Annotated in this window: 21 protein-coding genes; 15 read left to right on the top strand and 6 right to left on the bottom strand. The window is 29.7% G+C overall.

What is annotated here, in order from left to right:
- Positions 1 to 12: 12 nt before the first annotated feature.
- Positions 13 to 885: a hypothetical protein gene (locus AQ1685_RS01670; RefSeq protein WP_095069004.1), complete on the bottom strand. Its 873-nt coding sequence runs from the start codon at positions 883 to 885 to the stop codon at positions 13 to 15.
- A 2-nt stretch (positions 886 to 887) separates the two neighbouring features.
- Complete coding sequence (locus AQ1685_RS01665; RefSeq protein WP_157730046.1) at positions 888 to 2999, bottom strand: T9SS type A sorting domain-containing protein; 2112 nt, start codon at positions 2997 to 2999, stop codon at positions 888 to 890.
- A 131-nt stretch (positions 3000 to 3130) separates the two neighbouring features.
- Between AQ1685_RS01665 and AQ1685_RS01660 the strand changes: the two genes are divergently transcribed.
- The 14 genes from AQ1685_RS01660 to AQ1685_RS01595 all read left to right on the top strand — a co-directional run bounded on the left by AQ1685_RS01660 (position 3131) and on the right by AQ1685_RS01595 (position 15324).
- Positions 3131 to 3679: an RNA polymerase sigma factor gene (locus tag AQ1685_RS01660; protein WP_095069002.1), complete on the top strand. Its 549-nt coding sequence runs from the start codon at positions 3131 to 3133 to the stop codon at positions 3677 to 3679.
- Positions 3672 to 4364, top strand: a complete 693-nt coding sequence (locus AQ1685_RS01655) for an outer membrane protein assembly factor BamD (protein ID WP_095069001.1) — start codon at positions 3672 to 3674, stop codon at positions 4362 to 4364. Before AQ1685_RS01660 ends, AQ1685_RS01655 begins: the two co-directional genes overlap by 8 nt.
- 24 nt (positions 4365 to 4388) lie before the next feature.
- Positions 4389 to 4934, top strand: coding sequence for an HD domain-containing protein (locus AQ1685_RS01650; protein WP_095069000.1), 546 nt, complete (start codon positions 4389 to 4391; stop codon positions 4932 to 4934).
- Positions 4935 to 4989: 55 nt separating this feature from the next.
- Positions 4990 to 5580 (top strand): RDD family protein, encoded by a 591-nt coding sequence (locus AQ1685_RS01645; protein ID WP_095068999.1) that lies wholly within the window; start codon positions 4990 to 4992, stop codon positions 5578 to 5580.
- A 50-nt stretch (positions 5581 to 5630) separates the two neighbouring features.
- A complete protein-coding gene (locus AQ1685_RS01640) occupies positions 5631 to 6488 on the top strand; it encodes an alpha/beta hydrolase (protein WP_095068998.1) in 858 nt (285 codons plus the stop codon).
- Positions 6488 to 7006, top strand: a complete 519-nt coding sequence (locus AQ1685_RS01635; protein WP_231970232.1) for an alpha-ketoglutarate-dependent dioxygenase AlkB family protein — start codon at positions 6488 to 6490, stop codon at positions 7004 to 7006. Before AQ1685_RS01640 ends, AQ1685_RS01635 begins: the two co-directional genes overlap by 1 nt.
- A 41-nt stretch (positions 7007 to 7047) precedes the next feature.
- Positions 7048 to 7419 (top strand): DUF2200 domain-containing protein, encoded by a 372-nt coding sequence (locus tag AQ1685_RS01630; protein ID WP_095068997.1) that lies wholly within the window; start codon positions 7048 to 7050, stop codon positions 7417 to 7419.
- A 97-nt stretch (positions 7420 to 7516) separates the two neighbouring features.
- Positions 7517 to 8416 (top strand): DMT family transporter, encoded by a 900-nt coding sequence (locus AQ1685_RS01625; RefSeq protein ID WP_095068996.1) that lies wholly within the window; start codon positions 7517 to 7519, stop codon positions 8414 to 8416.
- A gap of 30 nt (positions 8417 to 8446) precedes the next feature.
- Positions 8447 to 9313 (top strand): YicC/YloC family endoribonuclease, encoded by an 867-nt coding sequence (locus tag AQ1685_RS01620; RefSeq protein WP_231970231.1) that lies wholly within the window; start codon positions 8447 to 8449, stop codon positions 9311 to 9313.
- Positions 9313 to 9903 (top strand): guanylate kinase, encoded by a 591-nt coding sequence (gene gmk, locus AQ1685_RS01615; RefSeq protein WP_095068994.1) that lies wholly within the window; start codon positions 9313 to 9315, stop codon positions 9901 to 9903. Before AQ1685_RS01620 ends, gmk begins: the two co-directional genes overlap by 1 nt.
- 16 nt (positions 9904 to 9919) lie before the next feature.
- Positions 9920 to 10504, top strand: a complete 585-nt coding sequence (gene nadD, locus AQ1685_RS01610; RefSeq protein WP_095068993.1) for a nicotinate (nicotinamide) nucleotide adenylyltransferase — start codon at positions 9920 to 9922, stop codon at positions 10502 to 10504.
- Positions 10505 to 10551: 47 nt separating this feature from the next.
- Positions 10552 to 11418 carry a M23 family metallopeptidase gene (locus AQ1685_RS01605; RefSeq protein ID WP_095068992.1) on the top strand — a complete coding sequence of 289 codons (867 nt, stop codon included), beginning with the start codon at positions 10552 to 10554 and terminating at the stop codon, positions 11416 to 11418.
- 46 nt (positions 11419 to 11464) lie between these two features.
- On the top strand, positions 11465 to 12961 hold the full coding sequence (locus tag AQ1685_RS01600) for a GH3 auxin-responsive promoter family protein (RefSeq protein WP_095068991.1): 1497 nt from the start codon (positions 11465 to 11467) through the stop codon (positions 12959 to 12961).
- Between the two features lie 431 nt (positions 12962 to 13392).
- Positions 13393 to 15324: a right-handed parallel beta-helix repeat-containing protein gene (locus AQ1685_RS01595; protein ID WP_095068990.1), complete on the top strand. Its 1932-nt coding sequence runs from the start codon at positions 13393 to 13395 to the stop codon at positions 15322 to 15324.
- A 329-nt stretch (positions 15325 to 15653) separates the two neighbouring features.
- On the opposite strand, the gene AQ1685_RS01590 is transcribed toward AQ1685_RS01595, so the two are convergent.
- The 4 genes from AQ1685_RS01590 to AQ1685_RS01575 all read right to left on the bottom strand — a co-directional run bounded on the left by AQ1685_RS01590 (position 15654) and on the right by AQ1685_RS01575 (position 18583).
- Complete coding sequence (locus AQ1685_RS01590) at positions 15654 to 16385, bottom strand: DUF4097 family beta strand repeat-containing protein (RefSeq protein WP_095068989.1); 732 nt, start codon at positions 16383 to 16385, stop codon at positions 15654 to 15656.
- Between the two features lie 61 nt (positions 16386 to 16446).
- A complete protein-coding gene (locus AQ1685_RS01585) occupies positions 16447 to 17259 on the bottom strand; it encodes a DUF4097 family beta strand repeat-containing protein (protein WP_095068988.1) in 813 nt (270 codons plus the stop codon).
- A 7-nt stretch (positions 17260 to 17266) separates the two neighbouring features.
- Positions 17267 to 18022, bottom strand: coding sequence for a HEAT repeat domain-containing protein (locus AQ1685_RS01580; protein WP_162288543.1), 756 nt, complete (start codon positions 18020 to 18022; stop codon positions 17267 to 17269).
- Positions 18023 to 18028: 6 nt separating this feature from the next.
- Positions 18029 to 18583: an RNA polymerase sigma factor gene (locus AQ1685_RS01575; RefSeq protein ID WP_157730045.1), complete on the bottom strand. Its 555-nt coding sequence runs from the start codon at positions 18581 to 18583 to the stop codon at positions 18029 to 18031.
- A gap of 275 nt (positions 18584 to 18858) precedes the next feature.
- Here AQ1685_RS01575 and AQ1685_RS01570 point away from each other — a divergent pair, with 275 nt between their 5' ends.
- The gene (locus tag AQ1685_RS01570) at positions 18859 to 20295 is read left to right on the top strand and encodes a DNA/RNA non-specific endonuclease (RefSeq protein ID WP_095068986.1); all 1437 of its coding nucleotides are present in this window, start codon (positions 18859 to 18861) and stop codon (positions 20293 to 20295) included.
- The last annotated feature ends 11 nt before the right edge of the window (positions 20296 to 20306 follow it).

Raw genomic sequence — 20306 nt, 5'->3', positions numbered from 1 at the left:
CTTTTTTGATTATTATCTAAAATCCTCGAACTTTTTCAATTTCACATTGATCGTTCCTTTTACTTCTCCTTCTTTAAAAACAAAAAACTCTTTCATGTATTTTGAACGATGTGATTTACACTTTTTTTCTTCTTCTTTAGAACTTGCAGCTCTTTTCTCTAAACAGTCTACAATTTGAATTCCGTTGAAACTTGCTACAAATTCTTTCTCATTAAAACGCTCTATATAAAGCGTACCAGAAAAAGCTCTACTTTCTATTAATTTATACGTATTTATGAAATCGATACTATATGTCGTAGCATCTTCAGCTTCAGTAAAACGTATACTATTCGTATAACTAGATTGAGCTTCTTTTAATAAAGGATCACTTAAAGCTTTTAATTTCTTACCAAATTCATCAGCAGAAATTTTACCTTCTTGAAATTTCTTGGTAAGCGCTTTCATTTTCTCTTGCATTCCGTTCTTTTTCCCTTGAAAGTCTTTCCTTTCTTTTTCAACACGCGCATGGTCTTTACTATTAATTTGGCTCATCATACTCATGTCATCACGATAACCTTTATTTAATGCACTTAAGTTAATATATACACTGTCTTTAGGTGTAATAGGAAACTTTAAACCGTTTACAAAATCCACCTCCATAACCAATTCTAAATTATTTGGAACTTTGTTGTTATCTACATTTAATCTTCCTCCAGACAACTCAAATTTTCCTCCGTAACCTTCTCTTAATTCATGTTGTGAGATATAAACTGAAAACTTGTTTTTACTCACACTTGCTTCTACAGCTTCGCAAGCTCCAAAAGCTTCACCATTGTAACTTACTTTTTGACTAACACCTGTTTGAATCAATAGAAAAAACAATAACAGACTGACTACTTTTTTCATATTTAATGTTTTATAATTTTTTTATGGATAAAGTTTTTGAATTCGTCTTCGACACGAATAAAATATAAACCTACAGGCAGATTTCTTAATGAAACTTCTGTTTGTGTGTTTTCTATATTTTTCTCTTTCAAACAAACTTTCCCTTTACTATTGAATACAACTATAGATTGAATTGAATTTGAATTTTTAATCTTTATCAATTCTGAAGTTGGATTTGGATATATGGAGAAATCTATATCAGAAACTACATCTTCAGTAGATAATACATTGGAAGTATCTTCGGCCTTTAAAACAAAACCTCCAGATTCTGATTTAGATTGAAATCTACTAGATAGTTCTAACCAAACTTGTAAATAGTATTCTTGACCAGGATTTAAATTGTCTACTGATAAATTTCCTTCATCACAATTTAATGGAGTTGCATCTGTACAAGTTTCATACAATGCAATTTTTGAAATTAATGTACCTGCAGAAATAGTGATATTCATACTTCCAGATTCTGGAGCTGTGAATGAATACCAAACATCAAAAACTGTTGTTCCATTTTGAGCACAATTCGGATTTGTTGCTGCTCCAGATGCACTAATTGTACTTCCTGGTGTATCTTGTCCTAAAACAATTGGAATCGTAAAAGAACAATCGTCATTTACTGGTGTACAGTTTTCGTTAAAGTTTGTTTGCATATCAGTTTGAAACCAATTTGTAGTGCTATAGTTCTCATCATCTACCTGAATACAGGTTAAATCTGGATTTGCAAAAACAGAGAAGTTTTCATTAGAAATTCGTGAATTATTTCCATTTTTTATGTTTAAACCAACCAAAGCATTATCATTACAACTTAACTTAGTTAATCGAGAATTATTTACTAAATCTAAATACTCAATAGCATTAACTTCACAGTTTAAATTTTCTAACTTTGAGTTTGATAAAGTGTTTAATTCTGTAATCTGATTTGCACTACAGTTTAAGTTTACCAACTCTAAATTTTTAATAACCGATAACTCACCAATATCATTATAAGAACAATCTAAGTCTGTTAAATTCACTAATGTGCTAACATCTAAACTTGTAAGTTCATTTGTACTACAATTTAAATTTGTTAAAGCAGTAAACTCCTCGATCCCAGAAAGATTAGTAATACTTTGCCCGCTAACATCTAAAGTAGTTAATGCTTGAATAGCCGAAGTCGATACCTTATTATCTCCTGTAACTCCATTACCAGCACCTATAGATTCTAAATAAGTTTCAAAATTACTATCAGGAATTTCAGTAGTTTCTAGAGTTGAAGATCCTCCACAATCGTTACTGAAGACTAAGTATTCATCGAATCGTAAAGCTCCTGTTATTTTTGTTCTCGACCAATTTGCATTCACATAATCTGCATCAGAAACCTCTACACATCTTAAATTAGGATTTCTTAAGCTTTCTAGATAATAGTTATTCTTACCATTTTTAATAGAAACATTTGATAAACTAGTCATTTCATTAAAAATGATATCTGTAATACGAGTATTATTCACAAAATCTAGGTTATTTAGTTTTTCGCAGTAGTAAGCTGAAAATCTTTTTAATGCTGTATTTGCTGAAAGATTAATAGTTTCCAATTTATCATTATTAACATTTCTAAGGCTTTCTAAACTAACGGCTCCATTAATATTTAAATCAACTAATTCTGTATTATCTTCTAAGGTTAACAACTCTAAGTTCGTATTCGAAGAAACATCAAGTGCAGTGATAGAAGATTCCAAGATAAAAAGCCTTTTAAGCTTGGTTAAGTTATACACATTGATTGATGTTAATATTTGGTTTCCCATTCTTAAAAACTGTAGCTCTTTATTGGCTGTTAAGTCTACAGTTTGTAATGGATTTCCAAAAATCCTGAGGTCTGTTAATGCACTAAAGTCTTCTAAACCCGTTAAATCTTTAATTCCTTGAGAATCTATGGGTAAAAAAGTAACATTTTTTATGTTTTCTGTTAGTACATAATCATCTAAAACAGTATCGTAACCTTCATTGATAAGAAACTGTTCAAAAGCATCATCTGGTACAAAAGTTTGTTGAGCTAAAAGTCCTACAGATAATGTCATAAAAAAAAGTAGTAATCTATATTTCATATAAAGCGTTTTTAATTGTTGTTCAGTTGTTTCGTTTTTATATTCATATATTAGTTTTGTAATTATTTCGAATCTTAACATTTTCCAGAAAAAAAAATTTTCTGTTAATATTTACTGTATCTCAGCAACTAATGAATAGAAACATTAATGATATATCACTTCAACAAGAATTAAGAAATGGTAATAGAGATGCTTTACGAAAGGTATACGTGAATTATAGAGCAGACTTTTTAAAGTATGCTTTTACTTACAAGCTAAGTGAAGAAGATGCTTTAGATATTTATCATGATACTATTATTGCGTTCAATAAAAGTTTCACACAGAACAAAATAAATATTACTAAAAGTTCTATAAAAACCTATTTGTTTGGTATTGGAAAAAATAAGATTTATAATCACTTTAAAAAGAATAAAAAAATACATTTAGTAAAAGACAGAAAAGATGAAGCCTACGAAAGTATTGAAATCGATGATGTAACTCCAACAATCGAGCAAATTGCATTAAGTAAAGCTTTACAAAAGATATCGGAATCTTGTAGAACTCTTTTAAAGCTGTTTTATTTTCGAAACTTAGATATTGAAGAAATTGTAAATCTTACCGATTACAAAGATGCAAATACAGTGAGTAGTCATAAATCTAGATGCATGAAAAAACTTAAAGCGTTAGTCAAAAATGAATAATTACGACGAAATCATACAAAAACACTTTAAGAATGAATTAAATAGTGAAGAACAAAAACTATTCGATTCATTAAAAGAAACTAATAAAGAATTCTTAGTCACTTTAAAAGCTCATGAAGATCTTATGATCGCTTTTCAAGTGAATGAAGACAAAGAAATTAGTAATCTTATTAAAAATATTGAAAGTAAAAAGAAACCAAAGCCTATTTTTCTTAAAATCGTAGCGGCTTTAGCTGTATTTATTACTGGTTATTATTTTCTTTTTTTATCTAGTGAAAATTATGAATCTTATTTAGAAGAATATCCTAATGTTCATCATCCTATTACACGAGGAAATTCTGAAAGTAAACTAGATGAAGCTTTTAGTGCCTATGAAAGTAAATCTTATAAAAATGCTATAGTAAAGTTTGATGCTATTTTAAGCGAAGAGAAATCTCCTGAAATTGAATTTTACAAAGCAATGGCATTATTAAATGATAAGCAATATGCTAAAGCAGAAAATATATTACAAAACTTAACTCAAACCTCCTTTGAGTTTAAAGACGAAACATTTTGGTATTTAACAATGGTATCTTTAATAAAAGAAGACGAAATTAATGCTAAAAAACTCTTGAATACAATGAATAAAGAAAACATGGAATTCAAACAAAAAGAGCGTCAATTATTACTAAAAAAATTAAATTAAGAACAACTTTCTTTTCCACAATAAATGATTCAAGAACTATATCAAAACGCCATGAAATTTGCGGGGGAAAAACATTGTAACCAACAAGTTCCTGGAACTAAAGCAAATTACTTATTACATATTTCTAATGTAGTGATGGAAGTTATTATTGCTCATAATTATGATAATTCTTTTGACATAAACTTAGCGGTACAAACTGCTATTCTTCATGATACTATTGAAGATACTGATACTAGTTTTGAAGAAATTTCATTAAACTTCGGAAAAGCTGTAGCTGAAGGTGTTTTAGCACTCACAAAAGATGAAAAATTAAGCACCAAAGAAAAACGGATGCGTGATAGTTTAGATAGAATTAATAAACTATCTAAAGAAATTGGTATTGTTAAAATAGCTGATCGAATTACGAACTTACAGGAACCACCAAAACATTGGAATCAAAATAAAATTGAAAACTATTTAAAGGAAGCCCAATTAATTTCAAACGAATTGAGTGGTAAAAATGATTGTCTGAATAACAGATTATTACAAAAAATAGAAGCGTACTCAAAATTTATAAAAAGTAAAATTTAACTTTCTATATTTTACTACTTTTGCCCCGCTATATAATTTATAAAATTGAAAAACTATGACTAGAGAAGAACGTTTAAGCTTCTGTAAGATTTGTAAAAATCAAAAATTAGATTTTAAACAAGGAATTGTTTGCGGACTAACTAATGCTCCTGCTAACTTTGAAAACTCATGCGATTCTTTTGATGAAGATATAACCTTAAAAAATGAAATTATTTTTCAAGAGTTTGAAAATATTCATGAAACTGTTGGTAAAGGAATCCGATTGGCAAATTATCTACTTGATCTTATTTTTATTTATATACTGGGTTACTTGATTGGTTTAATGATTGGACCGATATTAGTTAATATTGCTCCTGATTTAATTTATTCTACAAACACAAGTAAAATTTTACTTTTTGAGTATGCTTTAGGTGCTTTTATAAATATGATTTACTATGTTTCTTTTGAAGCAAGTTCAGGAAGAACTATAGGTAAATATATTACGAAAACAAAAGTAGTTACCCTTGATGGTGAAAAACCGAACTTTAGTGTAATTGTAATGCGTTCTTTGTGTAGACTAATACCTTTTGAAGGTTTTTCTTTTTTAGGTGCCGAAGATTCTGGTTGGCATGATACTTTTTCAAAAACAAAAGTAGTAAAGGCATAATTTTTTGTAACCTATTTTAAAGTTTACCTGTCCTACTAAAAAAACTTTCAATGACTAAGATTTTAAAAATTTTAAAATGGTTTCTAATTGTAATAGTTACCATTATTATCGTAGGCCTTTTATTCTTAAGATTCTCACGATTTTCTGATGCTATGATTTATCATGTAAATGGATTAGAATACAGCGAGTTCAAATCTGATTTTAATCATGAAGAATTTTATTTTGATATTGCTGAAAACACCAAAATTCACGCAGCACTTTTTAAACCAGACTCTATTCCTACAATTGGAACAATCTTCCATTTTTCAGGAAAAGGAATGCATTTAATGTCGGTTCAAAAATCGTATCAACCCTTGTTAGATAAAGGATTTCAAATCTTTTGCTACGAACGTAGAGACTTTGGAAAATCTACAGGTGAAGCAAAAAACTCTACTATTATACAGGAAGATGCTTTAACTATGTTTGATAAAATCGCAGCTCTACCAAATGTAAAAGAGAAACCTATTGTAATTTGGGGACAATCACTTGGTGGCGCATTTGCGACGATGACCGCTAATAAAAGAGAAAATAAAATTGAAGGTTTATTATTAGAAGGAACTTTTAGTTCTTTTCCTGATATTGGTAAAGAATATGCGAGAGCTTTACATTTAGAAAACTTTAAATGGTTAATTCCTGTCATCATGAATAATGATTTTCCTGCAGAAGAAGAAATCAAAAACTTAAAGATACCTATTGTAATTGCGCATAGTAAAACTGACAAACAAGTTAGATATGAACTAGGAAAGAAACTTTATAAAAATGCTCCTAAAAATAACAGCGTTTTTTGGGATATAAATGGTAAACATATTAGAGGAATTTACAATCATGAAAAGGAGTATGTAAATCACTTCTTAAAAATGATTCAATAATGATGGTCAAAGGTATTACATATATTGAAAATTGGATTTTAAATTCAGACCAGTTATTTCATCATTTCATTACAAATATAAATTGGGATGAAAGAATGACTGCAAGAAAAACAGCTAGTTATGGCGTTGCTTACAATTATTCACAAATTAGTTATCCAGATCAAGAGTTTATTCCCGAACTAAAAACTATTATTGCAAGCATTGAAGAAGAGTTAGGTTTCACACCTAATAATTGTTTACTTAATTATTATTTAGATGGAAAATCTAGTATGGGATTTCATTCAGATCAAACCGATATTCTTTATGAAAATACTGGTGTTGTAATTATTTCTTTAGGTGAAACCCGTACACTTCGATTCAGAAGAATTAATGCAAAAGAAGTTACTAAAGATTATCTTTTAACTTCTGGCTCTTTATTTTATATGACCGATGCAGTTCAAGAAGAATGGCAACATGCAATTCCAAAAACAAATACCGATTTAGGAAGAATTAGTTTAACTTTCAGGAAAATTAAATAATTTATTTTATCTTATTTTCCTGAATTTTAATTTTCTACATCATGAAATCAACTGCACATCACGACGAAAGAATTGCAAATATGACATTCGCTTCTGTTTATCCGCATTACGTAAATAAAATCGAGAAAAAAGAGAGGACTACAGAAGAATTACATGAAGTAATTACATGGTTAACTGGATTTTCATCTGAAGAGATACAAGGTTTGATTGATGAAAAAGTAACGTTTAAAACTTTCTTTGAAAGAGCGAATCTAAATCCGAATGCTGATTTAATTAAAGGTGTAATCTGCGGATATCGAGTTGAAGAAATCACAAACAAGTTAACTCAACAAGCTCGATACTTAGATAAACTAATAGATGAATTAGCTAAAGGACGTAAAATGGAGAAAATTCTGAGAAAACCTAAAGAATAGTAACAACTAAACATCTTCTAGTTAATATTCAAACATTTCAACTTGCTAATTAAAAAATTGTTCGACCTTTGCCGCTTAATTCAAATAAACGAATAAAATGAACACTAGAGTTATAGCGTTATTAGCAGTTTCTATTGTTACTATTATTTACGGAGTTACTTTTACCGTAGCCAAAGAAGTAATGCCTCACTATGTAAAACCATTTGGTTTTATCTTTCTTAGAGTATTCGGAGCTGCTGCTGTATTTTGGTTTTTAAGTTTATTTATTAAAAACGATAAAATTGAAAAAGGTGATTATAAAACCATTGCCTTATCAGCTTTCTTCGGTATTGCATTAAACATGCTTACCTTTTTTAAAGGTTTAAATTATACAACACCAATTAGTGCATCTGTAATGATGGTAACTTCACCTATTTTAGTGCTTATTTTTTCGAGTATTTTAATTAAAGAACGTCCAACATTAACCAAAATCATTGGTGTTATTATCGGATTAATCGGTGCAGTCGTTCTTATTGTTTACGGAACTGAACCCGGAGCAGATGCTAAAAATATGATGTTAGGAAATTTCTTGGTGTTTATAAATGCCGCATCCTATGGAATGTATTTGGTTATTGTTAAAAAAGTCGTTGCAAAATATAAACCGGTTACATTTATCAGATGGCTATATTTCTTCGGATGTATTTTTGTGTTTCCTTTTGGAATAGCTGAATTCTCAGAAGTACAATGGACAATTATTCCAATATCTGGCTATTTAAGAATTGGATTCGTAGTTATTTTTGCTTCTTGTATCACATATCTTTTCAACCTTTTTGCATTATCCAAATTAAAACCAACGACAGTAAGTGTTTTCATTTATTTACAACCTGTTGTCGCTAGTATTTATGCATTATTGGTAGGAAGTGATCAATTAAATACGATTAAAATTTTAGCGAGTATTTTAATATTTGCAGGTGTGTACTTGGTTTCTAAACAAACTGCCGAGAGTACAAGCAAATAATGTATCTTTACAGCCAATTAAAAACAACCTATGATTCAATCAATGACAGGATACGGTAAATCCGTATTACAACTTCCTACTAAAAAAGTAACTATTGAGATTAAATCACTTAATAGCAAAAATTTAGATATCAATACCCGTATTCCTTCATACTACAAAGAGAAAGAATTAAGTATCAGAAAAAAACTTGCTTCAGCATTAGTAAGAGGTAAAGTTGATTTTTCTATTTATGTTGAAATCACTGCTGATGAAACTTCTTCTTCTATAAATAAAGCTGTTGTAAATAAATATATCGATCAACTTAGAGATATTGTAGTTGTTGGTACTTCAGATGATGTAAAGTTATTAGAAATGGCAGTTCGTATGCCAGATGCTTTAAAAACTGAGCGTGAAGAACTAGATGAAAATGAATGGAGTGAAATTGAAAATCATATCGATACTGCTTTAAAAGATATTGTTCAATATAGAACTGATGAAGCTGCTTCATTAGAAAACGACTTTAAACAACGTATTACCAATATTAAAAGTTGTTTGGCTCAAGTTCATGAAATGGACGGTGAAAGAATTGAAAACGTAAAACAACGTTTAGGAAAAGCTTTAGATGAATTAAAAGTTGAAGTTGATGAAAACCGATTTGAACAAGAATTAATTTACTATTTAGAAAAGTTAGACATTAACGAAGAAAAAGTGCGTTTAGCAAATCACTTAGATTACTTCTTACAAACTTTAGATACTAGTGACTCTAACGGAAAAAAATTAGGATTTATCGTTCAAGAAATTGGAAGAGAAATTAATACTACTGGATCGAAAGCAAACTATGCTCCGTTACAAAAAGTAGTGATTCAAATGAAAGACGAGTTAGAAAAAATTAAAGAACAAATATTAAACGTATTATAATGGCGAAAGAGTTTCAAGGAAAATTATTTGTGTTTTCGGCACCTTCTGGATCTGGTAAAACAACAATTGTTCGTCATTTATTAGCACAGGAACGCTTTAATTTAGAGTTTTCAATTTCTGCTACTTCTAGAGCTCCACGTGGAGAAGAAAAAGACGGAATTGATTATTATTTTATCTCGAGAGATGAATTTATTCAGAAAATAAAATCTGAAGAATTCCTAGAGTGGGAAGAAGTATATACTGAAAACTTCTACGGAACTTTAAAAACAGAGGTAGAACGTATTTGGTCTGAAGGAAAACATGTGATTTTTGATATCGATGTTGCTGGTGGATTACGTATTAAAAAGAAATTTCCTGAAGAAACATTAGCTGTTTTTGTAAAACCACCAAGTGTTGATGAATTAAAAAGACGCTTAAAGGAAAGAAAAACAGAAAGCGAAGATAAAATCAACATGCGAATTGCTAAAGCTTCTGTTGAATTAGCTACTGCGCCTCAGTTTGATACTATTATTAAAAACTACGATTTAAGTACAGCTTTACAAGAAGCAGAAGATCTGGTTTCAGACTTTATTGGTTTAGATAAAAATTAGAAGTCAAAAAGAGTTCATGAAAAACATTGGGTTATATTTCGGAACATTTAATCCTATTCATATTGGGCATTTAATTATTGCCAATCATATGGTAGAAAACTCTGATTTGGATGAAATCTGGATGGTTGTTACACCTCACAATCCTTTCAAGAAAAAAAGCTCTCTTCTTGATAATCATCATCGTTTAGAAATGGTGTTTAAAGCTACGGAAGATTACGATAAAATTTCTCCTTCAGATATAGAATTTAAATTACCTCAGCCGAATTATACAGTTCATACTTTAGCACATATTTCTGATAAATATCCTGATAACAACTTCAGTTTAATTATGGGAGAAGACAATTTAAAAAGTCTTCATAAATGGAAAAACTACGAAGTAATTTTACAAGATCATAATGTATATGTTTATCCAAGAATTTCTGAAGGAAAAGTAGAAACTCAATTTGATAATCATCCGAAAATTCATCGTGTAAATGCTCCAATTGTTGAGATTTCTTCTACAATGATTCGTAATGCCATAAAGGAAAATAAAAATATTAAACCATTACTTACTGCTGAAGTTTGGCAATACATAGACGAGATGAACTTTTATAAAAAATAGTTGTCCTATTTTTTCGTTGTATATTTGAGAATCCAAACCTAGTATTCGTGGCTAAAAACAAGAAAAAACCGAGTAAGTTAAAACAAAAACTGACCGATAAATACAGATTGGTAGTTTTAAATGAAGATACGTTTCAGGAACGTTTTTCATTAAAATTATCGCGTTTAAATGTTTTTGTATTCGGCGGTATTTTTTCTATTCTGTTAATTACACTTACTACGTTTTTAATCGCGTTTACTTCTTTAAAAGAATATATTCCTGGCTATTCTTCAACAAAACTTAAAAAAGACGCAAGCCGATTAACTTATAAAGCAGATTCACTTCGTATCCGTTTAGCAGTTTTAGAAAAATTCACTCAAGCTATTCGTCCGGTTTTAACTGGCGATATAAAACCAGAAGCTATTGACTCTATTAGAAACGAAGCAGACAAAGCTGCTATCGATTATGAAAAACTAGAAGCTACAGAACAAGATTTACAATTTAGAGAAGAAATAGAACGTAAAGATCGTTATGCGTTATCAGCTGGAACAGCAAACAAAGCTAAAATTGTATTCTTTGCTCCAATTACCGGAAATGTAACACAATCTTTTAATGCAGCCAACAAACATTTCGCTATAGATATTGTCGCCAAAACAGGAACTCCTGTGAAATCAATTGCAGATGGAACCGTTATTCTTTCTGGATGGACGGCAGAAACTGGTTATATCATTACAGTACAACATGCTAATAATTATGTTTCTGTATATAAACATAACGGACAATTACTAAAACAACAAGGTGACTTTGTAAAATCTGGTGAAGTTATTGCTAGTGTAGGTTCTACAGGTGAATTAACAACTGGGCCTCATCTTCATTTTGAGTTATGGAACAATGGTTATCCTGTAAATCCAACAAGCTATATTAACTTTCAGTAATAATTTAGAAGTAAAAATCTTCAAGCTTCAAGCAAAATAAAACTCTATGTCATTAAAATCTTTATTAGCTATTCCTTTCGCAAAACGAGCGGTAAAACAAGTAAGAAAATGGGCTTCTAAACCAATTAAAACTCAAGATAAAGTTTTTCAATATTTAATTTCTGAAGGATGTAAAACTGCCTTTGGAAAAGATCATGACTTTGTTTCGATTAATTCTTATGAAGATTTTAAAAAACGTGTTCCTGTTAACGATTATGAAGGTTTACGTCCTTATGTAGATAGAATGGTTGCTGGTGAAGAAAATATTTTATGGAAAGGAAAACCAATCTACTTTGCTAAAACATCTGGAACAACATCTGGTGCAAAATATATTCCAATCACTAAAGAATCGATGCCAACACATATTAAATCGGCACGAAATGTTTTGTTATTTTATATCAACGAAACTAAGGATGCTTCTTTTGTAAATGGAAAAATGATCTTTTTACAAGGAAGTCCAGTTCTTGAAGATATGAATGGAATTAAGTTAGGTCGTTTAAGCGGAATTGTAGCGCATTATGTCCCTAATTATTTATTGAAAAATAGATTACCAAGTTGGGAAACAAATTGTATTGAAGATTGGGACACAAAAGTAGATAAGGTAGTTGAAGAAACATTACCTGAAAACATGAGTGTAATTAGTGGAATTCCTTCTTGGGTTCAAATGTATTTTGAAAAGTTAATTGATAAAACAGGAAAAACAATTTCTGAAATTTTCCCTAACTTCAATTTCTTCATTTACGGCGGTGTAAACTTTGAACCTTACAAGAATAAATTTGAAGCTTTAATTGGTAAAAAAATCGATTATATCGAACTATATCCAGCTTCTGAAGGTTTTATTGCATTTCAAGATTCTCAAAAAGAAAAAGGAATGCTATTACAGCTTGATTCTGGTATTTTTTACGAGTTTATTCCTGCTACTGAATTCTTTGATGAAAATCCAACGCGTATTTCCTTAAAAGACGTACAATTGGGTGTAAACTATGTTATCATTTTAAATACAACTGCAGGACTTTGGGGATACAATATTGGAGATACTGTTGAATTTACTTCTCTAGCTCCATATCGAATAAAAGTTACTGGAAGAATTAAGCATTTTATTTCTGCTTTTGGTGAGCATGTTATTGGTAAAGAAGTTGAAAAAGCATTAAACGATGCTATTGTTGGAACAAATGTGAATGTAAGTGAATTTACTGTAGCTCCACAGGTAAATCCAGAGTCTGGATTACCATATCACGAGTGGTTTATTGAGTTTGAAAATGAACCCGAAAATTTAGATGAAATGGCTGCAAAAATTGATACTTCTATGCAGCAACAAAATATTTATTATCAAGATTTAATTGAAGGAAAAGTATTACGTCCATTACTGATTCGAAAAGTTAAAAAAGGTGGTTTTCATGAATATATGAAATCGATAGGTAAATTCGGCGGACAAAACAAAATCCCACAACTTTCTGATAATCGTAAAATAGCCGATGTTTTAAACAATTTTTTGAAACAATAATGTATGATTTCATTATGACTAACAACCTACATAAGATTGTTAAATAGTAAAAAAGATAGGATTACTCACGCTTAAACTTACCTTTTACAAAAACTTTCTTTTAGTCTTTGAAAAGCATTTAGGACGTAATCCCTTCTAATTCTTTTTTTACAATAGCTTCTAAAAGAAGGTGCTACTGAGTCTATCAATGTGTATATTATTCCTATAATCTTATCTAAAACTATGATAGTATTGATAGTACCGAACATTTATCACGAAAATCGATTATAGTACTTATACTAGCAAATTTAAATCTAATGTAGACTAAAATATATTAATACTTCTAAAGCAAATCAAAAAAACTAGATTTGATTTTTAGAGTATTACAATTATTTCTATTAGAAAAATAGATATATTATTACAAACAATCATTTACAGTTTATTGAATAAAGATGAAAAAAATAATCCCTATAATACTATTTTCTTTACTTTCTCTTTTTTCTTGTAGTAAAGATACTATTGAAGGACCTATTGAAAATCCGATACCTGAAGAGCCAGATATTTCCTCTAATACACCATGTGATTTTGATTTATCTAATGCAGAAGAAGGAGAAACCATTAGTATTGATTGCTCTCTAAATTTAGAGGGAAAAACTATTAATCTTCCCAAAGCCATAACAATCCTTTTCAATGAAGGGAAAATCGAAAACGGAACTTTAAATTTTACTGAAGATGGTAAAATTGATGGTGCTCTTTTAAACAATTCTCTAACAATTCAAGGAGATATACAACTTACCAAAAATGAATTCGATTTTATTCCTTCTAAATGGGGAATTGTAGAAGGAGTTACAACTAATGAGATTTCTAGAACAAACAGAGACATTTTAGAAAATAACATGACTTTTATTAAAAGTTTAGGAGCTTCTATATTCAAAATTGACAAGATGGATGCTTTTTTTAATGTTGATGAACCTGATATTTTACCTTCTGAAGCAGCTATTAACGTTCCTTCTGATTTTACACTTAAAATGACTAACAATACACATTTAAGAATGCAACCTAATGCTGCTATAAGACCTACATTATTAGCAACTTTTACAGCAAGTAATGTTACAATTGATGGTGGTGTTTTACATGGAGATAGAGATAGTCATGATTATACGACAATTAATAGTACGCATGAATGGGGACATCTTTTACGTATAACAGGTACCAAAAACTCAGTTTTTAAAAACATTAGATTTGAAGATGCTACAGGCGATGCCATAGACGTCCACGCCTATGGACATTCTTTTGATCCTCATTACACGTATTGTGATAATGTTTTAATTACTAATAATATAATGTTGAGAAGTAGGCGTAACCACATTTCTATTACAGACGGAAGAAATATTACTGTGGAAAAAAATGATTTTATTGATGCTAGTATTCATACAAATAAATCTACAGGTATTGCCCCTGGTTTTGCTATTGATGTAGAAGCTGTTAGACATGGAAATCCTAGAGGTATTTCTGAAATAGCTGAAGATATTTTTATTAAAAATAACACTGAAAACGGAAGTCGTGTTGGAGCTGTAACAGTTCATACGGGTGATAGGGTTACTATTGAAGGTAATAAATTTGAAAACTCTATTTCTTACTCTACATCTATAGGTACAATTATTAGAAACAATGAAATTATTGCTACAACCTATAAAAATATAAATAACGGTACAGCAATAGTTGCTGGTAGAGCAGATCGATATGATGACAATTACAATGGTAAGGTTTATGGTAATACTATTGAAAATTATGCTATTGGAATGACTGTTAGTAATAAGGATTTAGAGGTTTATGCTAATAAAATAACGAATTGTAAAACTGGACTCAGGATAACAACGATCAGGAATGCAAAAATATATGACAATATCATAACAAGTTCTAAAGAAAATAGTGATGGTATTGTAAGTCATCCTAATCTTGAGTATATGGATAATGTTATTGTTGGTGGAGAATCAAAAGGAAATACTATAAAAGTTACAAGAACTCCTTTAAAGTTTGTAAATGTAAATGAGAAGAGTGGACAAGAAAATTTTAAGTTAATTGTAGCAAACAATATAATAACTTCAGAAAATACTTCCAGCTTTAGTAAAACTCATGGTTTTGAATTTATTGAAAACACAATATCTCAAGGAGGCGTAAGGATTGTAAATTCTGAAAACGGAAAAATCAACAATAATTCAATTACATCAACAAGCTCTAATGGTATAAGATTAGATACTGGTTGTAAAAATTTAACGATTAAAGATAATACCATTAATGTTACAGGAAACAATCTAGAATGCATTAAAATAAACACTACCGATGGTATTAACATAAATATTGAAAATAATTCTTGTAATTAAGGTATAATATTTTGCTAGCAACTGACTTTTTTATATGCTTTTTAGATTACAATTTATATTCATGTTTTGGCTAAAAGATGAATTTATATACTGGGTTTAAGTACATAAAATATTATAGCATCAACATGGGGTTTGGACAATTTTTAGTAGATTAAATATTTTAAAAATAAAAAACCGAAATCATATTTGATTTCGGTTTTTTTATCTGTAAGCAACACTTTCTACACTCATTTCTCATAAAAATCCTATAATGAATTTGTATATAAACAACAGTAATTTTAAAGCTTAAAGATTACGTTTAATAATATTCCGTTAAATAATAATTTAAGCTAAATTTTTCTTAAGAAAATATTTCCACTTATTGTTTTTAAATCTAAAGAAGCGGTTCCATTTTTTACCTTACCATTAATCTTTTGATGCGGATCTCTTCTTCTTCTTTTATCAAAGTCTATATTTAGGTCAGAATATACAGTTCCTGTTAAAGTTTGCGCTTTAAACTGAGCGTCGGCAATATATACATCAATATCTCCACTAATTGTTTTCAATTTCATGCTTTTTGAATGTTTCTTCACAGTAATATCCCCACTGATTAAATCTAATGTTAGTTTTCCTTTATAGCTTACTTCTGTTACGTTTCCAGAAATACTTTTTACTTTTAAATCTACATTTTCTGGTAAATAAATTGTGTAATCAACAATGACTTCATTGTGATAATTACAGTAGTTACAGTTTTCACAATCCTTATCCTTATTCGTTTTTGAAAGTATTTTTCTTTGTTTTTTAAAGAAGCTTCCATAATCTGACTTCACTAGGTACGTACTACCGAACTTTTCACTTTTTAATGAAAAATATTCGTTGTCTTGGTTATCATTTAAATTAGCAGAAGCTGTAACTAAAACTTCTTTCTTGTTCCAATTTTTTATTTGAATATTCTGAGCAAATTTTACATTTACTTCTACAGTTTCTATTCCTGAAGTTGTATTCTTAATCTCTGTTTTTTTCTGAGCTGATAGGTTACTAAAAGTCAATAGTATTCCTATGAAAAAAAGTATTCTTTTCATTTTTAGTAGTTTAAAAAAATAATTGTTTTTTGGTTAGCTTTCTAAGCTAAATAAAGTAGTATTATTTCTTACGGAGATAAATATTCCCCATTGTAGATTTTAATTTAATCTGAACACCTCCATTATTAAGAGTACTTGAGATTTTTTGACTTCCTCTAACAGCTCGCAATCCATCTTTCTTAGGCATTTCTATATCGAAGTTGGTATAAAAGGTTCCTCGAGTTCTTAAATCTAAATTTGCTTTAGTATTTTCGGGTATCGTTACATCTATTTCACCTACATTAGAAAAAATAGTTATTGGTGAGCTTTGATTTACTTTAGAAAATTCTATGTTTACATTTGCTGCATTAGCATTTACTGTAATTGGTCCTGTAACATCTTTCATTACGATAGCACCTACATTTGTTTTTGCTTCAACTTCAGATGTAAAACCTATTACTTCCACTGCTCCTAAGTTTGGCGTATCAAAAATGATATTTATATTTTTTGGTAATGTTATGTATAATTTCTTACGTTTTACGTGCGATAATAAATCTACAACATTCAAAACATCACCAGATTTTTCAATAGAGAACCCCATACCATCAGTACTATCTTCACCTCCAGGATAAATCGCTTTTAAACCTTTTGTTTTTTCTTCTAATGATTTACGATTTCCTCCCTGATCATGATCACAGTCTCCACAATGACTATTTTCATTATAATTTTTTTCTTTTATATTTAATTCATTAGAACCTAAAGCTGTGATAACTACTTTTGTATCAGTGTCTATTTTTACTGTTTTTACCCCTTGTAATTTGTAAGTAAAACTTTTCTTTTGTCCGTAAGCTACAGACATTAAAAGCAATGTTGCTATTGTTATTAATTTTCTCATAATTTTATTAAATTAAAGTCGGCATATTATAAGCTAACTCTTGTTTGACATAATCTGGAGTTTCTTCACGATCTAACAGTTTTTTCATAGGAACGAGCGCTCTTTTTTCCTGAATTTCTGCTAAAACTTGGATCAACTCTATTTGAACCGAAGGCTCTTTATCTGTTTCTAACGCTTTTAATAAAGCATTTCGAACTTTCTCTAAACTTGAAAACTTGGCTAAAGCTTCTACAGCTGCTAAACGAACATTGGTATTTTTATCTACAAACATTTTATTAATTAAAGCATCTATTATACGTGTATCTTCTACTGAATACGTTGTCGTTTTTGAGATCGCTAAAATTCGTTTGCTTGCCGATTGATTTTCTAATAATGAAAATATAGCTTGCTGTTCTTTGTTTGGTTGTATGGTAGATGTATTATTAGATAATTTACCTAAGAAATAACCACTAATTAATATCACTACACTCGCTACTACTCGTAGATAACTTTTCCATTCTTTTTGAGGTGTTAATGCAACAACTTTCGTTTCTTCCTTATTGATTTCTTCTTGTAAAGCAGTTTCAAAACGTTGTTTTAAATTATTACTTGGTTGTTCTTCTTCAACAGCATTCATAACATCTAAAAAAGATTGAACATTTGCTAGCTCTGTTTTACAAGCATCACAAGTTTGAATATGGTTTTCAATCGCTACTCTTTCCGATTCAGCAACTTCATTCATTACATACGCCATTAATTGTTCTTGTACATCTTTACACTCCATCATACTTTAATTTTTGTTACTTACTGTATTTATTGATTGAAAATAAATCTCCTTTAATTTTTTTAATGCTCTATGCGTTTTTACTTTGACTGCATTTTCTGAACTTCCTACAATTTGTGCAATTTGTTCGTATTGTATTTCTTGAAGCTTGTGCATAACTATCAACTCTCTGTCTTTGGCATTCAACTTTAATAACGAACGTTGTAAATGTTCTAAGTCTTCTTTATTTGAGTCTGTAAAAAGTTTTTCTTCTGAGCTTAAAAAATCATCTTCTATAATATTACTTCGCTCTTTTTTTTGTTTTTGATAATAACTCGAAAATATATTTCTTGCTACTGTATATAACCAAGAAGCAAAATTACCGTCGTTATAAGAGCTTCTGTATTTTAAAACTTTAATAAAAACTTCTTGAGTTAAATCTTCACTTACCATTTTGTTGTGTGTCATTTTCTGAAAGAAATTATAGATTCGAACATGATATCTGTCGAATAAAACAGACAGCTTATTTAGCTCTCCGTTGGCTACAGCCTTCATTAATTGTTCGTCAGTTAAATGCTTCAACTTGTTTGGTAGTTTTGATTAGTTTCTATTATTAATACCTCCACTTTTTTTAAAGGTTACATTTTAGTTTCATTTTTTTTTTTAATAAAAACACAAGTTACTCAGATAATAATTTTAATTCAAAAAACAAGAACAAATCTATATCACGTTTCAAATCATATCGTTTATACTCTTAACGTTTACGTTTCTTTTCTATTGAATTAACTTTTCGTTCTCTTTTTAATAATGTTGAAAAAATAGATTTGCAACCACTATTAACCTAATATTATTCTATTATGAAATTATTTTCCCCTTTTAAAAATCTTATCTATTTATTATCATTATCCCTACTTCTGAGTTGTAATGATGACGAAATTATTATTCAAGAAAATGAAAATACTATATCTGAACCTTTAAAAATTAGTGGTTCAATTATGGTAAACACTAAGTTTTATGATAACCAAGGCCCGCATGAACATAACTATACCTCGAGAAGGGTTACTGGATTTACTGAGGGATTTGAATCGAAGTCTAAGTTTTTTTACAATACAACAACTATAGATTTGAATCAGTCTGGAAACTGGAGTTTTAGTGATGGAAAAATTGGAACTAGTTCTAGGGACAGAAAATTTGGAACTAGAGCAGCAAGATTAAGAGAAACTGGTTATATTTTAATGGCCTTTAACATGGAAAACGGTGTTAAAACAATACGTATTCGTCATGCTAAATATGGAAATGATAATAATTCTTCTTGGCAATTAGTGGCTTCTTATGATAATGGAGATTCTTGGATCACAGTTGGAGAAACGGTAAATACCACTTCTACTACACTTAACACAGTTTCTTTTGAAGTTAATGAAGATAGAAGTGTACGTTATGGTGTCTCAAAAATTTCAGGCAGTTCTAATCGTATTAATATTGATAATTTCGAAATTGTAACCGATGCTAATGGTGGCGGAAATAATGGAAATGACAATGCAGGAAGAGATAGCAACTTAACATTTGGAAACCCTTCTAATGCCAACACAACAGATCCTAATAATTATTTCCTTTTTAAACCAGAATTTACACTTTCCTACAATAATGAAAATGGAACTCCAAATTGGGTTAGTTGGCATTTAAATGCAGACTGGCTAGGTAGTAGAGGACGTTGTAATTGCTTTCAACAAGATAATTCGTTACCAAGCAACTTTAAAAGAATTGGAGATAATGAATACAGGAGTTCGGGATTTCATAGAGGACATATTTGTCCGTCTGCTGATCGAACAGTAACTGGTCAAGAAAACGCAAATACATTTTTCATGACTAATATGGCTCCTCAAGCTCCTAGAAACAATACTAGACCTTGGGTTGGATTAGAAAGACATTTACGTTCTTTAGTGAATAACGGAAATGAAATACATATTATTGCTGGTATTATCGGTACAGGTGGCTCTGGAAGTAGAGGATATCGTGAAAACCTTAGTAACGGAAGAATTAATGTTCCTGGTTCTTTCTGGAAAGTAGCCTTGATTTTACCTAATGGAACTGACGATATTAATAGAGTAACTACAAATACACAAATAATAGCTGTTAATATTCCTAACAATCAGAATGTATCATCTAACTGGAGACAATACCTAACTTCTGTAGATACCATTGAAAACCTTACTGGATATGATTTCTTTGAAAACATACCTGATACAATCGAAAACATTATCGAATCAAACATTAGCTCTAGATCTAGTATATAATTGAATAAAAA

The organism is Tenacibaculum jejuense (genome assembly GCF_900198195.1).
In the GTDB taxonomy this organism is placed as follows: Bacteria; Bacteroidota; Bacteroidia; order Flavobacteriales; family Flavobacteriaceae; genus Polaribacter; species Polaribacter jejuensis.
Note: the sequence above shows the minus strand (reverse complement) of the source record. Positions and strands in the feature narration are given on the sequence as shown.

What these genes read in the sequence shown, in the direction of transcription:
- AQ1685_RS01670 (WP_095069004.1), bottom strand. Translation starts at nt 885, where the DNA reads ATGAAAAAAGTAGTCAGTCTGTTATTGTTTTTTCTATTGATTCAAACA.
- AQ1685_RS01665 (WP_157730046.1), bottom strand. Translation starts at nt 2,999, where the DNA reads ATGAAATATAGATTACTACTTTTTTTTATGACATTATCTGTAGGACTT.
- AQ1685_RS01660 (WP_095069002.1), top strand. Translation starts at nt 3,131, where the DNA reads ATGAATAGAAACATTAATGATATATCACTTCAACAAGAATTAAGAAAT.
- AQ1685_RS01655 (WP_095069001.1), top strand. Translation starts at nt 3,672, where the DNA reads ATGAATAATTACGACGAAATCATACAAAAACACTTTAAGAATGAATTA.
- AQ1685_RS01650 (WP_095069000.1), top strand. Translation starts at nt 4,389, where the DNA reads ATGATTCAAGAACTATATCAAAACGCCATGAAATTTGCGGGGGAAAAA.
- AQ1685_RS01645 (WP_095068999.1), top strand. Translation starts at nt 4,990, where the DNA reads ATGACTAGAGAAGAACGTTTAAGCTTCTGTAAGATTTGTAAAAATCAA.
- AQ1685_RS01640 (WP_095068998.1), top strand. Translation starts at nt 5,631, where the DNA reads ATGACTAAGATTTTAAAAATTTTAAAATGGTTTCTAATTGTAATAGTT.
- AQ1685_RS01635 (WP_231970232.1), top strand. Translation starts at nt 6,488, where the DNA reads ATGATGGTCAAAGGTATTACATATATTGAAAATTGGATTTTAAATTCA.
- AQ1685_RS01630 (WP_095068997.1), top strand. Translation starts at nt 7,048, where the DNA reads ATGAAATCAACTGCACATCACGACGAAAGAATTGCAAATATGACATTC.
- AQ1685_RS01625 (WP_095068996.1), top strand. Translation starts at nt 7,517, where the DNA reads ATGAACACTAGAGTTATAGCGTTATTAGCAGTTTCTATTGTTACTATT.
- AQ1685_RS01620 (WP_231970231.1), top strand. Translation starts at nt 8,447, where the DNA reads ATGATTCAATCAATGACAGGATACGGTAAATCCGTATTACAACTTCCT.
- gmk (WP_095068994.1), top strand. Translation starts at nt 9,313, where the DNA reads ATGGCGAAAGAGTTTCAAGGAAAATTATTTGTGTTTTCGGCACCTTCT.
- nadD (WP_095068993.1), top strand. Translation starts at nt 9,920, where the DNA reads ATGAAAAACATTGGGTTATATTTCGGAACATTTAATCCTATTCATATT.
- AQ1685_RS01600 (WP_095068991.1), top strand. Translation starts at nt 11,465, where the DNA reads ATGTCATTAAAATCTTTATTAGCTATTCCTTTCGCAAAACGAGCGGTA.
- AQ1685_RS01595 (WP_095068990.1), top strand. Translation starts at nt 13,393, where the DNA reads ATGAAAAAAATAATCCCTATAATACTATTTTCTTTACTTTCTCTTTTT.
- AQ1685_RS01590 (WP_095068989.1), bottom strand. Translation starts at nt 16,385, where the DNA reads ATGAAAAGAATACTTTTTTTCATAGGAATACTATTGACTTTTAGTAAC.
- AQ1685_RS01585 (WP_095068988.1), bottom strand. Translation starts at nt 17,259, where the DNA reads ATGAGAAAATTAATAACAATAGCAACATTGCTTTTAATGTCTGTAGCT.
- AQ1685_RS01580 (WP_162288543.1), bottom strand. Translation starts at nt 18,022, where the DNA reads ATGGAGTGTAAAGATGTACAAGAACAATTAATGGCGTATGTAATGAAT.
- AQ1685_RS01570 (WP_095068986.1), top strand. Translation starts at nt 18,859, where the DNA reads ATGAAATTATTTTCCCCTTTTAAAAATCTTATCTATTTATTATCATTA.